The organism is Cohnella abietis (assembly GCF_004295585.1).
Lineage (GTDB): Bacteria > Bacillota > Bacilli > Paenibacillales > Paenibacillaceae > Cohnella > Cohnella abietis.
The window spans coordinates 4521236-4535628 of sequence record NZ_AP019400.1; the positions used below are offsets into that span (position 1 = coordinate 4521236).

The 14393-nt window shown below is 46.5% G+C and carries 13 protein-coding genes; 1 reads left to right on the top strand and 12 read right to left on the bottom strand.

Annotated elements, in window-relative coordinates:
- Nucleotides 1-289: 289 nt before the first annotated feature.
- A complete protein-coding gene (locus KCTCHS21_RS31210; RefSeq protein ID WP_162309353.1) occupies nt 290-463 on the top strand; it encodes a hypothetical protein in 174 nt (57 codons plus the stop codon).
- A gap of 365 nt (nt 464-828) precedes the next feature.
- Here the strand turns inward: KCTCHS21_RS31210 and sigG are convergent, their stop codons facing one another.
- From sigG to mraY, 12 genes are all read right to left on the bottom strand, one after another.
- A complete protein-coding gene (gene sigG / locus KCTCHS21_RS19930) occupies nt 829-1611 on the bottom strand; it encodes an RNA polymerase sporulation sigma factor SigG (RefSeq protein ID WP_130612354.1) in 783 nt (260 codons plus the stop codon).
- Between the two features lie 124 nt (nt 1612-1735).
- On the bottom strand, nt 1736-2458 hold the full coding sequence (gene sigE / locus KCTCHS21_RS19935) for an RNA polymerase sporulation sigma factor SigE (protein ID WP_130612357.1): 723 nt from the start codon (nt 2456-2458) through the stop codon (nt 1736-1738).
- A 16-nt stretch (nt 2459-2474) separates the two neighbouring features.
- Entirely contained in the window at nt 2475-3437 is a 963-nt protein-coding gene (spoIIGA, locus tag KCTCHS21_RS19940) for a sigma-E processing peptidase SpoIIGA (RefSeq protein ID WP_130612360.1), read from the bottom strand.
- A gap of 278 nt (nt 3438-3715) precedes the next feature.
- Complete coding sequence (gene ftsZ / locus KCTCHS21_RS19945; protein ID WP_130612363.1) at nt 3716-4852, bottom strand: cell division protein FtsZ; 1137 nt, start codon at nt 4850-4852, stop codon at nt 3716-3718.
- 52 nt (nt 4853-4904) lie between these two features.
- A complete protein-coding gene (gene ftsA, locus KCTCHS21_RS19950; protein ID WP_130612366.1) occupies nt 4905-6158 on the bottom strand; it encodes a cell division protein FtsA in 1254 nt (417 codons plus the stop codon).
- 221 nt (nt 6159-6379) lie between these two features.
- On the bottom strand, nt 6380-7129 hold the full coding sequence (locus KCTCHS21_RS19955; protein WP_130612370.1) for a cell division protein FtsQ/DivIB: 750 nt from the start codon (nt 7127-7129) through the stop codon (nt 6380-6382).
- A 192-nt stretch (nt 7130-7321) separates the two neighbouring features.
- The gene (murA, locus tag KCTCHS21_RS19960) at nt 7322-8596 is read right to left on the bottom strand and encodes a UDP-N-acetylglucosamine 1-carboxyvinyltransferase (RefSeq protein ID WP_130612373.1); all 1275 of its coding nucleotides are present in this window, start codon (nt 8594-8596) and stop codon (nt 7322-7324) included.
- A gap of 16 nt (nt 8597-8612) precedes the next feature.
- Nucleotides 8613-9518, bottom strand: a complete 906-nt coding sequence (gene murB / locus KCTCHS21_RS19965; RefSeq protein ID WP_130612376.1) for a UDP-N-acetylmuramate dehydrogenase — start codon at nt 9516-9518, stop codon at nt 8613-8615.
- A gap of 154 nt (nt 9519-9672) precedes the next feature.
- On the bottom strand, nt 9673-10782 hold the full coding sequence (gene murG / locus KCTCHS21_RS19970) for an undecaprenyldiphospho-muramoylpentapeptide beta-N-acetylglucosaminyltransferase (RefSeq protein WP_130612379.1): 1110 nt from the start codon (nt 10780-10782) through the stop codon (nt 9673-9675).
- A gap of 5 nt (nt 10783-10787) precedes the next feature.
- The gene (spoVE, locus tag KCTCHS21_RS19975; RefSeq protein ID WP_130612382.1) at nt 10788-11885 is read right to left on the bottom strand and encodes a stage V sporulation protein E; all 1098 of its coding nucleotides are present in this window, start codon (nt 11883-11885) and stop codon (nt 10788-10790) included.
- A 45-nt stretch (nt 11886-11930) separates the two neighbouring features.
- A complete protein-coding gene (gene murD, locus KCTCHS21_RS19980; protein ID WP_130612386.1) occupies nt 11931-13364 on the bottom strand; it encodes a UDP-N-acetylmuramoyl-L-alanine--D-glutamate ligase in 1434 nt (477 codons plus the stop codon).
- Between the two features lie 63 nt (nt 13365-13427).
- Nucleotides 13428-14390 (bottom strand): phospho-N-acetylmuramoyl-pentapeptide-transferase, encoded by a 963-nt coding sequence (gene mraY / locus KCTCHS21_RS19985; RefSeq protein ID WP_130612389.1) that lies wholly within the window; start codon nt 14388-14390, stop codon nt 13428-13430.
- Nucleotides 14391-14393: the final 3 nt, after the last annotated feature.

The following is a 14393-nucleotide window of genomic DNA, read 5'->3' on the forward strand; positions in this document are numbered from 1 at the left end:
GGTATCTTTTAGCTGTATTGTTTCGCTTGAGTTTAGTGTGTCTCAATCTCGTTTGACTGGACATGGTATTACTCGATCTCTTTTAGCTGTGTTGTTTCGCTTGAGCTTGGTATGTCTTTATCTCGTTTGACTGGACATGGTATGACTCGATCTCTTTTAGTTGTGTTGTTTCGCTTGAGCTTGGTATGTCTTTATCTCATTTGACTGAACATGGTATGAGTCGGTCTCTTTTAGCTGCGTTGCTTCACTTGAGTTTGATATACCTCAATCTCATTTGATCGGACATGGTATGAGTTGGTCTCTTTTAGCTGCGTTATTATTTCGCTTGAGATTGGTATTCTCTGCTCTCGTTACTGGGATTGTTTCGTTTGATTTGATTCCGTATGAACGGTTTAGCATCGCTTGGATTTGTATGGCTGTTATTTTCTGTCTACGCGAAAGCATTTTACTTCCAATGGACTGAGTGAAGGGGATAATGGCTGTAGGGGCTGTGTAACCCTCTTATAGGCAGGGAGGGCTAGAGGGAGATAACACGAGACAGAGAGCCGGGAGACCAAAGGGCTAGGCGGTAGAGGGACAAATGAGCTGGGAGACCCGAGGACAAGGGAACAGTGCGACTGAGGAATCGGGAGACCAGTGGGCAAAGGAAGCAAGGTGCAAGGCGGTAAGGTGCATGGTGACGGCAGAGAGGCAGGGGGAGCGGCGCACACTCGAAAGAGCATGTTGGGCAACGAGACGGGAGCCGAACGAAGCTGAGCGAGGGGGATAGTGGCCATAGGGGGTAAAAAAGAGGATGAAAGCTATCTTCACCCTCTTATTGATGCTGTTTTAAGTTTTTACGTGCTTTTGCATTTGCTGAATGGCTGATTTCTCTAACCTTGAAACCTGAGCTTGTGAAATACCTATCTCATCCGCTACCTCCATTTGGGTTTTTCCTTCAAAAAACCGCATGGAAAGTATCATTTTTTCACGATCGTTGAGCTTCCTCATCGCTTCGCGCAAGGCTATTTCTTCGATCCACTGAGCATCCTTGTTTCGTTCATCACTGATTTGATCCATTACGAAAATCGGGTCTCCGCCATCATGATAGATTGGCTCGAATAAGGATACCGGATCTTGAATAGCGTCCAAAGCGAATACGATATCTTCCTTGGGCACATTCAAAACTTGGGAAATTTCTAGAATAGTGGGCTCTCTAGAATGCTGGTTTGTTAGCTGGTCCCTTACCTGTAACGCCTTATAGGCGATATCACGTAAGCTGCGGGAAACTCGAATGGGATTATTGTCCCTCAAGTAACGACGGATTTCACCTATAATCATAGGTACAGCATAAGTTGAAAATCGAACATTTTGGCCTAAATCAAAATTATCAATTGCTTTCATCAAACCAATACAACCGACTTGAAATAAATCGTCAACAAATTCCCCACGGTTATTAAAGCGTTGTATGACACTTAGGACCAAGCGTAAATTACCGTTTACTAACTTTTCTCTGGCGGAGAGCTCTCCTCGAGTTTGCAGTGCAAGGAATAATTCTCTCATTTCGGCATTGGTTAGAACGGGCAGCTTTGAGGTGTCCACTCCACAAATTTCAACTTTATTGCGGGTCAAGGCAATTCCTCCCGGGGAGCAGCATTAATGTAAAGTATCTCCGGGGAAGGGTTTTTTATTCCGCTTTTTGAGACTTCTGGTACAAGAGGGAAAAGTGTGAAATGTACGAATTTTCGCGCAACTTCTACACCATTTTATTAAATTCCTTACGCAGCCGCTTAATAATACGTTTTTCTAGCCTTGAAATGTAGGATTGGGATATACCAAGTAAGTCAGCTACATCCTTCTGTGTCTTTTCCTCCCCATCCGCAAGACCAAATCTTAATTCCATAATAGTCCGTTCTCTTTCACTTAGCTTATCAAGTGCCTTGTGCAACAATTTACGGTCGACCTGTTCTTCAATGTTACGATATATGGTGTCGTTCTCGGTGCCTAACACGTCAGAGAGCAAAAGCTCATTACCATCCCAATCGATGTTTAACGGCTCATCAAATGAAACCTCAGTTCGAGTTTTACTATTTCTACGCAAATACATTAAAATTTCATTCTCGATACACCGAGAAGCATAAGTTGCTAATTTAATCTTTTTTTCAGGGTCAAAGGTGTTAACTGCTTTAATTAGTCCTATTGCCCCAATTGAGACAAGGTCTTCGATATGAATACCTGTATTTTCGAATTTACGGGCGATATAAACAACGAGCCTTAAATTCCTTTCAATAAGCATAGCACGAATTGCTGCGTCTCCTGTTGAGAGCCTCTCAAGCAAATATTCTTCCTCTTCTCGGCTAAGCGGCGGAGGCAAAGCCTCGCTTCCTCCGATGTAGTAGACCTCTTCGCTTTTCCACCCAAACCAGAATAACAGGCGATAAAAAGATAACTGGGACTTTAATTTCATGTTAACGAACATTTCTGCTAACCTCCTGTCACGCAGGCTGAGATGGAGCCGACGATACAGGCTCGGCTTTTGCCATATCCGGATGGACAATGGCTTGATAAGTTCCTTCGGAAGACAAAGTGCCTCCATCTAAACCAATGAGAACCCGGCTCACTCGAAGGGGGGTATGTCCTTCCCGAGATAACAGCACAATATCGGGTTTTATGGCCAACATAAGACGAGTGTTGCCATTAATGGCACGATAGGGAATAAGTCTAAGTCGATTTCCCCAAGGGTAACCTTCGGTATGATCTGTATCCATTTCAGCGATAAGCTTATCTGGAGGCTCAGCCTTTAACCGCTCGGACCAGCCTGTTGGCAATTCAGCTTTCCAAATAGCAGCTTCCATTATCATGACGGGAATGCGGGTCAAAGGGTCGTATAAACGGTTTCCAGTATCCAGTAGAGCTCTAACAGCCCAGCTACCACTTTCCACCTTGATTTCAATGTCCCAAAACAGTTGCTCCAGCTCCTGCCGCCTTACACGGGTTTCCGATGTACTCTTAAACAACCAAAATGACAGCGAAAGGGCTACTATGTACAAGCCCAGTTGCATTTGCCAGTCGAGAATAAGGCCACCATCTGCCGTATATTGCATCCCCCTCCATGGCGAGTCTGCGGATTTCAGTAAGTAGCTTAGCCCAATTACCCCTCCTAGCGTGGCGAAATTCACCAAATAAAAGGCTCCAAAATTACGAATGAAGGCTAATGGACCGCCATACCCGAGCGCAAGCAACACCATTATGAGGGAAATTAAAACCTTGGCGCCGAAAGAATACATGTACGGAAAGTGAGCCCAAAACATCGCAGCCGCATAAAATGCACCTAAAAATGCTCCTGCAAACAGGCGACTACGCGACGGTCGAAGATGGCGTACTTTTGCTGTTGCTAGCAGTACCATTCCATCAACAGCCAGATTGTTAAAGAACACCAGATCAACATAAACGATCATATGATTACCCCCCACCCTAAGTCGCCCGTAAACTCTCTAATTGCACAGGCCGGGATGGATGAACCTAGTATAATCGCTTTGATATTCGGAGTCTGTCTAATCTTGCCGACCTTCAAAACCTTTTTTTGTCGATATAAGTAAGCCAAATCTATCACTAAGAGGTTATTCAGAAATGGATAAGCGTGAATACTTATACTTACTGAATAACACAAAAAAACCCCGATTCCACAGCTGGGAATCGGAGTTTAGCAAAAGATGTTATTAATCATTTATTAAATCTAACGTTCTCCACGAGGACGATTTCGTAAAAATGCTGGAATGTCCAGTTGATCACTTGATAGATTTTGATTACCGAAAGGGCGCAGATTTCCTGCTTGACGAGTTTCTCCAGAGCTTGAGCTTGTTGCTGTCTCTGAGGAAATAGGTGGAGCAATAGGTGCGGCAGTACGACGAGTTGGGCCTTTATGTTCAAACCCGGTAGCAATTACGGTAACTTTAATTTCATCCTTCAAGTTATCGTCAATGATAGCACCGAAAATCATATTAACTTCCGGATCAGAAGCAGAAATAACAATTTCCGCAGCTTCATTGACTTCATAGAGGGATAAGTTAGAGCCGCCAGTAATATTCATAATAACACCACGAGCGCCTTCAATGGATGTTTCCAATAATGGGCTCATGATTGCTTTACGCGCTGCTTCCATCGCACGATTCTCACCAGATGCCATTCCAATACCCATTAACGCTGATCCACGTTCAGACATAATTGTCTTAACGTCCGCAAAGTCAAGGTTTATCAAGCCTGGAACGGCAATTAGATCGGATATGCCTTGTACAGCTTGACGTAGAACGTTGTCAGCTTCCCTGAAGGCTTCAAGCATAGGCGTTTTCTTATCTACGATTTCCAATAGTCGATCATTAGGAATAACGATAAGAGTATCCACTTTCTCCTTCAGTGCTTCAATGCCAAGCTCTGCTTGTGCAGACCGTTTACGTCCTTCGAAAGTAAAGGGCCGCGTAACAACTCCAACGGTAAGAGCTCCACATTCTTTGGCCAGCTCGGCAATAACAGGAGCTGCTCCAGTCCCTGTACCGCCACCCATACCAGCAGTAACGAATACCATGTCCGCTGAACGAAGTGTATTCGTAATAAACTCACGAGACTCCTCAGCAGCCTTTTTACCTACATCCGGATTAGCCCCCGCACCGAGTCCTCGAGTAAGCTTGTCCCCAATCTGCAGCTTTTGTTCGGATTTCGTTAAATGCAATGCTTGCGCATCTGTATTAACAGTAATAAACTCGACACCTTTAACGCCGTTCTCGATCATTCGATTTACAGCATTGCTACCGCCGCCACCAACTCCGATGACTTTGATTTTTGCAAGTGGTTCCATCTCAAAATCAAACTCCAACATAATTTATTTACTCCTCCTTGCTTCGCATGAATGGTTCCTAATAAGCGGCGGCTTAAATGAATTCCTTGAACATGTTTTTGAACCATTCAACTATGCCAGGTTTGGATGCCGTACTCGCACTCGTACTCCCACTAGCTTTGGCTTTAGGAGAGCGTTTGGTTCCAACTGCGCCGCGTGTTCGAACGTATTTGGTTACATATTGAATCATGCCAACACCACTGCTGAAAGAAGGGTCTCTTACACCGATGTAATCTGGCACAGCAATTCTAACATTGGATTCCAACTCAATATGAGCCAATGGAAGAACGCTAGGTAAAGAAACAGATCCACCAGTTAGAACGTACCCATTAATTTTTTCAAGATATCCCAGTCTTTTCACTTCTTGACGGATCATCTGAAAAATTTCTTGCATACGAGGCTCAATAATGTTGGCTAAATCTAATTGGGAGAATTCCTTCTCCATATTACTGCCAACCCTCATCACCTTAAACTTCTGGTCATCTGCAGAATCCTCCGTACGGGCACACCCATACTTCAGCTTAATTTTTTCCGCATGTTCCGTCTGGGTCTTAAGTCCGTAACAAATATCGCTAGTCACGTAATCTCCACCGATCGGGAGCGTAGAAACCGCTGCAAGACTTCCTCCCTCGAAGATTGCAAGTGTAGTAGATCCTGCACCAATATCGGCAAGAACCGTACCCATCTGCTTCTCGTCTTTGGTTAAAGCCATCATTCCTGATGCTAGAGACATAAGGATAAGGCCAGAAATACGTAGACCCGCCTTCTCAACACATCTCATCAAGTTATGTACAGCTGCTTTAGTACCTGTAATAATCGTGCATTCGACTTCGAGTCGGACGCCAATCATGCCGCGCGGATCTTGAATATCCGCCAGCCCGTCTACTAAAAATTGCTTAGGAACAAGTCCGATGATCTCTCGTTCAGGTGGTAAGGCAACCACTTTGGCAGCTTGTAAAACACGTTCAATATCTTCCTCGCCAATCTCTCGATCTTCGTTGGAAACAGCGACGACTCCGTGATTACTTTGCAATGCAATATGATTGCCGGAAATCCCGACGTAAACCTCGCTAATTCCAATGCCGACCATGCGCTCTGCATGATCAACGGCATTACGGATGGACTGCACGGTTTGGTCAATATCTACAATGGCGCCTTTACGGATTCCATCGGAATCTGCAGATCCTACGCCAATGATGTTAATGGCCCCGTTGCTAATCTCCCCGATAATCACCCGGATTTTCGATGTTCCTATATCCAGGCTGACAATGAGGTCATTGTTACTCAAACGGTGGCACCTCCCGTATTGATGAAAGTGGCTGCGTACAAGGGATGCTTCCTCTACTTATTCCACATCCACGAGGTTTTCCCTCTTTTTTCAACATTTTTTTTAGTAGCTTATTATATTTGATGAAAGGCTCTCAATAATTATCCCCTTTTCACCCGTATATGAAAGTTTAGCATTCTTTTTGTGTATTGAGTAGTGTCCTTTTCCTTAGTTTTATCGGCTTATTGAATTACATCTGTTACATTTTCTGCTGAATACGGCAAATAAGTGTCTGCTTCCAACATAATAATCTTACCAGGCTCCCGATTTTGCACAATATCACTAAGATAGGTAATTTTATCCGGCAACCTTTCTACCGTTGTTACGACCTCAAAACGGGAACGGGTAAAGAGCTTAATCCGGTTAGGGTACGCCGCTGAAGGAGCAGGATGAATTTCCGATAAATCTGCAAGAAGATAGGCTGGAAGCTCATTTAACACTGCGCAAAGTGCATTTAAGATAGGATCATTCGGCTTCCACCCAGAAAGTATTGGCTTATCCAGCAAATGGCCTTCTGGTATTGTTAATGACAATCCATTAGAAAGTATTGCAAGCACCTTACCATCTGCTGCAAGCTGCACAGCTACTTGTGGATATTCCTTAACCTCTACACGAAGCACACTTGGAAATTTTTTCGTTATTTTTACACTCTCAATAGGTTTTAGCGAGCTTACTCTTTTCTTTAGCTTCCCCGTACCCGGTACAAAGAAAGAGTCGCCTGGAGCTACCCCTAGAGCCTTCGTCACTTCTTCTTTGGTTAAATAAACCATACCCGTTACTTGAATTTCCGAAAATTTAGCTAGCGGGGAACGGAAAAACAACACGATAAGAACAATAATCAGGAGAGCAATTAATATTCTAAGCCATTTTTTTTCACGTCGAGTTTTCGGAACCTTATCTTCCCGTTTAAGTGCAGGTATTCGTTCGGTCATTATCCGCCCCCCTCTCTTCTATCTACCTAAACTACTTTATTCCTCGAGCCTACTTACTGTAGGGCACCTCTCGCGAGGTGTGACGGTGCGTGATAGCTTTCAACCTCGTACGAACTCTATCAAGTCTTGTCCCTATTATTTAATAAAAAAGCCCCGCGCGGAAGAAAGCTTCTGCGGCGGGACGTATCACCGTTAGCTATAAACCCTGCTCTTGTTAACCTCGCGGGTAATATTCCCACCAACCTGTTGGAACATCTCTTCTATTCGATCATATCCACGGTCAATATGGTGCACCTGCTCCACAATTGTGCGGCCTTGAGCGGCCAATCCCGCAATGACAAGCGCTGCCCCTGCTCGCAGATCGGTTGCTTCGACTGTTGCACCGTAAAGCTGAGGAACTCCTCGAATAAAAGCATTGTTCAAGTCGACCCGTATATCGGCACCCATACGGCACAATTCATCGACATGCTTAAATCTACCTTCAAAAATCGTTTCCTTCATCACACTTACACCATCCGCTAACGCTAAAAGCGTCATGACCTGAGCTTGCAGATCGGTCGGAAACGCTGGGTATGGTGAAGTTACAATACGGTCAACCGCAAGTGGGCGATGTAACCCACCTACATTTATTATATCATTGCCTACCTCAATTTGAACACCTGCGCGTCGTAGAACGTGAATGAGAGAAGTCAGGTGTCCAGGCTGTGTGTTTTCTAAGGTAACTTCTCCTCGAGTTGCGGCAGCGGCGACCATAACAGTGCCGGTAACAATTCGATCTGGAATAACCTCAAATTCACAGCCGTACAACGAGCTCACTCCGTCTATCGTAATCGTATCGGTGCCAGCCCCTTTTACCTGTGCACCCATCTGATTAAGGAATTGCTGCAGATCCTGTATTTCAGGCTCTCTTGCTGCTCCAATGATTGTTGTCCGGCCTTGAGCCAAAACAGCAGCCATCATCATATTTTCTGTAGCTCCGACACTAGGGAAATCCAAGCTAATTTCGGCTCCAATGAGACGACGGGCAGAGCAAACGATTCTGCTGCCCTTTTCTTCTATATTCGCACCAAGTGCCGCAAGACCGCGAAGATGTAAGTCAATCTTTCTTTCACCGATAGCACATCCTCCAGGCTGATAAAGCTGAACTTCTCCGAAACGCGCTAGAAGTGGCCCCATCAAGAACACCGAGGAACGCATTTTACGCATCAGCGTCTCCGGAATGTGAGAGGATGTTGCGACTGACGTATCAACCGTCACCACCGTATCCTGATGTCGGGCTTTACACCCGAGATCCCGCAAAATGTCCAGCATGACCTCAATATCAAGCAGCCGGGGAACATTTCGGATTGTCACTTTTCCTTCCGAGAGCAAGCTGGCGGCCAAAATCGGCAAAGCGGCATTTTTGGCGCCGTGGATACGAATGGTGCCCGAAAGCGGATGTCCGCCTTCAATCACCAAATTGTCCAAGGGTTTCACCTCCGGGTTACCGCTCACCCAACATGAGAACCTCCGGCACTAATAATATTCCATAGGTTTGTTCAATCTTTTGTTGAACTCGTCGCATGAGGGTGAGGACGTCCTCAGCCGTTGCACCACCGTGATTAACGATAAAGTTAGCGTGTAATTCAGAAACTTCAGCAGCACCCTCCCGTAACCCCTTCAATCCCGCCGCTTCTATTAGCCGTGCTGCGTGATCATTAGGTGGATTGCGAAAAACACTGCCCGCACAAGCCATTTGAAGCGGTTGAGTACGCAGTCTGCGGTCCTTAAAAGAAGCAAGCGCCGCCGCGATTTCCATGCGGTCTCCGTTAGCCAAACGGAATACCGCACGAGTAACAATACCCCGCCGTTCATGTAAAATGGAGTGCCGATAGGAGAATCCCATCTCCTCATTCCCGAGTACTGCCCGACTACCGTCTTCCCAGATAATGTCGGCTGACTGTAGGATACGTGAAATGTCCGAACTATGCGCACCAGCATTCATGTATACGGCACCGCCAACCGTTCCAGGAATTCCTCCCGCGAATTCCAGACCAGTTAGCCCTTGCTTGCCGGACATGACCGACAGCTTGATAAACGAATACGATGCGCCCGCGATCACCGTTTCGCCCTCAAAACGTACTTCGTCGAAACCGTCACCTAGCTTAATGACAGCTCCTCGAACCCCTTTATCGGACACCAAAGTATTGGAGCCCCGACCGAGCACACACCAGGGTACACCATGGCGATGCAGCAAAGATAACGATGCTGCAAGCTCTTCCTCAGTTCCTGGGATTAGAAATAGATCCGCAGGTCCGCCGATTTTCCAAGTCGTATATCCAGCGAGCGGCTCATTTAAGCGCACATGGCCGATTCGTGCTTGTTCTAGCTCAGCGACCAACTGTTGCATGGCTTTATCCTCCTTGCAAGTCCTTCAGGGCTGCACGTTGCCGTCGTTACTGGTGCTTTAAGAGCGACAGTCACGATCACGCAGTATCTTATGACAACTGGGCGGGGGTGGTGACAAATGCCCACTAGCAAGCTATCTGAAGGACAAGATGAATTTATCTTTTCCGGTTAACCCGAGTAATCTGATCATATATCGCACTAGCTGCTCCCGGCATCCCTAATTCACGTGAGGCATGCGCCATCAAGCTTCTTCGAGCGCTATCGCCCATAATCGCATTAATATGACTATATAATAGCCCGCCTGTTAAATCTCTTTCTAGAATCATCTCAGCGGCTCCTGCATCTGCAAGGCTTCGAGCGTTCGGCTCCTGATGATTATTCGTCACATTGGGCGAAGGAATCAGAATCGATGGAATACCTAGCGAAGTAATTTCCGCAAGAGAAGAAGCTCCAGCGCGGCTGACGACAAGCGATGCGGCTGAAAGAACCTCAGGCATATTGTTAATATAAGGAACGACGTGCACTCGTTTGGCAATCGTAGAAGGCAGCTGCTTCATTTGCAAGGAAGTAGCTTCGTAAAATCTGTCACCTGTCACGAACACAAAATGAACCTGAGGCAAATTTGACACCATCGGCATCATCTCTGTCAGTGCATCATTGAGTGCTTTAGCTCCCCGACTTCCACCTACGATGAGAACAAAAGGCGTACCTGGATTAAGCCCTAAAGAGGCAAAGCCTCTGTCACGCTCAGCATGAACGACTGCTGACGCGCAGGGATTCCCTGCGTGTATAACATTGGAGCAACGATCAAAGTACTTCACTGACTCAGCAAAGCTTACCGCAACTGCATCCACGTAGCGACTTAAAAACTTATTTGTAAGCCCCGGTATCACATTTTGCTCGTGGATTAGTGTTGGAATACCAAGCTTTGAGGCTGCGTATACAACTGGTCCACATACATATCCTCCAGTACCTACAACGATATCTGGTTTAAATTTTCTGAGTAACTGCTTAGAGCGACGAACACCTTGAACAAATCTTACGACAGTCTTCACGTTCTCCCAAGAAAGAGAACGACGGAAGCCTGTAATCGTAACATCCTCGAAGGCAATTCCTTGCTCCGGCACGATTCTGCTTTCTAATCCGCGACTCGTCCCGATGTATAGTAGAGACGAACCGGGTTGTCTTTCCGTTACCTCGCGACCTATAGCTAACGCGGGGTATATATGCCCTCCCGTGCCTCCTCCGGTCAACACAACACGCATAAACGTCACCTCGAATAACGGGATAAATTAAGTAAAATGCCAAGCGCCGTCAACAACAATGTCAACGAAGACCCTCCATAGCTAACGAGAGGCAAAGTGACACCCGTAACCGGCATCAAGCCAATAACGACACCAATATTGATTAAAACCTGGACTGCAAATATACCAACGATTCCAGTAGCCAGCAAGCTTCCAAACGGATCTGAAAGTGTAATAGCCGTTCTCATTCCTCGCCAAATAAGTAGCAAAAATAATAGAATGAGCAAGGCCCCGCCGATAAAGCCAAGCTCTTCGGCAAGAATAGAAAAAATAAAATCCGTCTGCGGTTCCGGTAAATAATTATATTTCTGACGGCTCATTCCTAGTCCAAGACCGACCAGCCCTCCCGGACCTATGGCATAAAGAGATTGAATAGACTGGTATCCGGCGCCAAGCGGGTCTTGCCAAGGATCTAAAAATGCCGTTATTCGCTGTAGTCGATAAGGGGCAGCTGCTATTAGCCCAACTAGGCCAAAGACACCTATCAAAGCTAATCCCCCAAGATGGGCGAGTCTCGCGCCCGCAACATAGATGGCCAGCAAAGATGCGCCAATCATCACAGTGCCTGTACCTAAGTCCGGCTGAATCATAATAAGCGCGAACGCCGCTCCGATAATGCTCAACGGTGGAAGTAGACCCTTTGTAAAATGGGTAATCTGATTTTGTCTTTCTGATAGCAGCTTCGCCAAAAATAAAATCATCGCTAGCTTCATAAACTCCGATGGCTGAATACCAAATGAACCGATGCCCAGCCAGCTGCGGGCTCCGCCCCTGACTACGCCAAGGCCTGGTATTAGAACGATAACGAGCATTCCAAAGCAGACAAGTAAAGCTGGTCCCGCCCATTTCTTCCAGAAGGTATAATCTACATTCATCGTAATGAACATAGCTACCAGACCTAAGACAGCGAACACCAATTGCCTTTTCACATAGTAATAGGAATCTCCATAATCATGAAAAGCTGCGACAGCGCTAGCGCTATACACCATGACCACGCCAATGGCCAGTATACCAAGTGTAGCGGCGATCATCCAAACATCAGGAACGGAACGAGTTTTGGCCATGAACCGGGCACCTCACGGTAAGCAGAAGTGGGGACAAGCCCCCTTCTACAACGTATGCGCCGATTGCTTAAAAATGCGACCCCGATCCTCATAGGAAGAGAACATATCCCAGCTAGCACACGCAGGAGACAGGAGAACGATGTCTCCAGGCTCAGCCATGGCTGCTGCTTCCTCTACGGCACGGCGAAGCGTAAGCTCAGCGTTATCTATAGGTTCGACGACTTTAACGTTCGTTAAACCAGATAAAGCTGCTACTCTGCCAATCTTCTCTCTTGTTTCGCCAATTGCCGTTAAGCCCTTGAGCCTATCTCGGAAAATCGGCAGAAGCTCCATGTAGTCAGAGCCCCGGTCCAATCCACCTGCGATAAGGATCAGAGGGGATGGCAAGGATAAAATCGACATTATCGTCGCTACCGGATTAGTTGCTTTGGAATCGTTGTAAAACTTTACACCGTTGAAGGTTCCAACATATTCCAAACGGTGCTCCACACCGCGGAAATTGCGTAGCGGCTCAACCAGCTTCTCCGGCTCAGCCCCAGCTGCTAGAGCAATCGCAATTGCTGCTAACGCATTCGCTGTATTATGACGCCCCAGAATGCCTAGCTCATCGACACGAATAATTCTCTGCTCTATTCCTTCTGGACTGCGATGGATGATCCATCTCTCAAGCTCGATTTCGCCTTCTTCAGGACGAACGGCCTGGTAGGGAGGATCAACCATAACACCTTGCGTCAATAATCGCGTTAAAGAAAAAGGTAACAAGCTGGCCTTAAACCTTTTCGCCAAACGTCGGCAGGTTTCATCGTCCTCATTGTAGATAGCCACATCTTCAATCGTCTGGTTTTCAAACATTTTCGCCTTAGATTCGACATAATCCTCAATGGAACCGTGGTAGTCCAAATGAGTCTCCGCAACATTAAGCAAGCATGCGACACTCGGTCGAAATCCAGAGGTTCCCTTTAACTGAAAGCTGCTTAATTCCGCGACAAGCCAGCCTTCCGGCGACACTTCACTAACAGCTTCACTTAGAGGCCGCCCAATATTACCTGCAACAAGCGGTTTAAGTCCAGCAGCCTCCAGCAGCACTCCCGTTAAAGTCGTCGTAGTCGTTTTACCGTTGGAGCCAGTAATACCGATAATTGGAGCCAAGGAAATTTGGCCCGCAACCTCCACCTCGCTTACTACCTCAACCCCAAGCTGCTGTGCGACAACGATCGGTTCTGCCGTATAGGGAATGCCCGGGTTCTTGACTAATAACGCCGTCTCACGAGTAACAAGCCCTTCTGGATGGCCTCCGCACACAACAGAAATGCCCAAAGCCGATAGTTCATCAGCTTCAGGGCATAGATCTCTTGCCTTCATATCGTTAACAACGACGTCAGCGCCAATGCTATGAAACAGCTTGGCAGCTGCAACGCCGCTTCTTGCCAAGCCGAGAACGACGACATGCCGCCCTCGGTAGGATGTAAGTTGCATCATCACGTTATAGCCCCTTTTTCGAGGCGACAAATCGTAACGCAAGCGTTATATTATTTGCCGCGCTTAGCTTACCTTATATAAGAGTAACCCGACTCCTGCTAACAGTAAACCCGCAAGCCAGAAAGTCGTAACAACCCGCCACTCCGACCACCCCGAAAGCTCGAAGTGATGATGGATCGGACTCATTTTGAAAACCCGCTTACCACGTGTTTTGAATGAGGCAACTTGAATGATAACAGATAGCATCTCGATGACGAATACACCGCCAATAATAACGAGCAGCAGCTCTGTTTTCGTTAGAATAGCGACGGCAGCAATACCGCCTCCAAGACCGAGTGAGCCCGTATCTCCCATGAAGATCTTTGCAGGATGCGCATTATAAACAAGGAAGCCTAGAACCGCGCCCACGACTGCTGCGCTAAATACGGCTGCTTGTGGCTGCGTAGCCTCCACTGCGATAACAGCAAATGCTCCAAATGCCAAGGCGCTTGTCCCGGACAACAGCCCATCAAGACCGTCCGTGAAATTAACTGCATTAGTCGAGCCCAGAAACATCACAACAACTAATAGGTAATACGACCAGCCAAGATCGAAAGACCAGTCTGTGCCTGGGACACTAATGACGGTGCTGTGATCCATATGATACAGAATAAAGCAAAAAATGGCAGAAAACAACAATTGTCCAATTAGCTTCTGCTTCGCGGTCAAGCCAAGCGAGCGTTTAAAGACGATTTTAATATAATCATCCAAAAATCCGACAAGACCGAATCCCATGCATGCTGTTAGCAATGCCCAGTATTCTGGTCCTTGATCTGCAAACTTCAAGAAGGCGAGAACTAGAGCAACTAAAATAATAATGCCGCCCATCGTTGGTGTGCCAGTCTTCTTCAAATGGGATTCAGGTCCATCTACTCTTACCTGCTGTCCAAATTTGAGCCTTCGCAGGAGTGGAATAAATAAAGGTCCGAATAAAACTGAAAGTACAAAGGAAACTCCTAATGTCCAAAAAATTAATGTATAGTCCATTCC

What these genes read in the sequence shown, in the direction of transcription:
- KCTCHS21_RS31210 (WP_162309353.1), top strand. Translation starts at nt 290, where the DNA reads ATGAGTTGGTCTCTTTTAGCTGCGTTATTATTTCGCTTGAGATTGGTA.
- sigE (WP_130612357.1), bottom strand. Translation starts at nt 2,458, where the DNA reads ATGTTCGTTAACATGAAATTAAAGTCCCAGTTATCTTTTTATCGCCTG.
- spoIIGA (WP_130612360.1), bottom strand. Translation starts at nt 3,437, where the DNA reads ATGATCGTTTATGTTGATCTGGTGTTCTTTAACAATCTGGCTGTTGAT.
- ftsZ (WP_130612363.1), bottom strand. Translation starts at nt 4,852, where the DNA reads ATGTTGGAGTTTGATTTTGAGATGGAACCACTTGCAAAAATCAAAGTC.
- KCTCHS21_RS19955 (WP_130612370.1), bottom strand. Translation starts at nt 7,129, where the DNA reads ATGACCGAACGAATACCTGCACTTAAACGGGAAGATAAGGTTCCGAAA.
- murB (WP_130612376.1), bottom strand. Translation starts at nt 9,518, where the DNA reads ATGCAACAGTTGGTCGCTGAGCTAGAACAAGCACGAATCGGCCATGTG.
- murG (WP_130612379.1), bottom strand. Translation starts at nt 10,782, where the DNA reads ATGCGTGTTGTGTTGACCGGAGGAGGCACGGGAGGGCATATATACCCC.
- spoVE (WP_130612382.1), bottom strand. Translation starts at nt 11,885, where the DNA reads ATGGCCAAAACTCGTTCCGTTCCTGATGTTTGGATGATCGCCGCTACA.
- murD (WP_130612386.1), bottom strand. Translation starts at nt 13,364, where the DNA reads ATGATGCAACTTACATCCTACCGAGGGCGGCATGTCGTCGTTCTCGGC.
- mraY (WP_130612389.1), bottom strand. Translation starts at nt 14,390, where the DNA reads ATGGACTATACATTAATTTTTTGGACATTAGGAGTTTCCTTTGTACTT.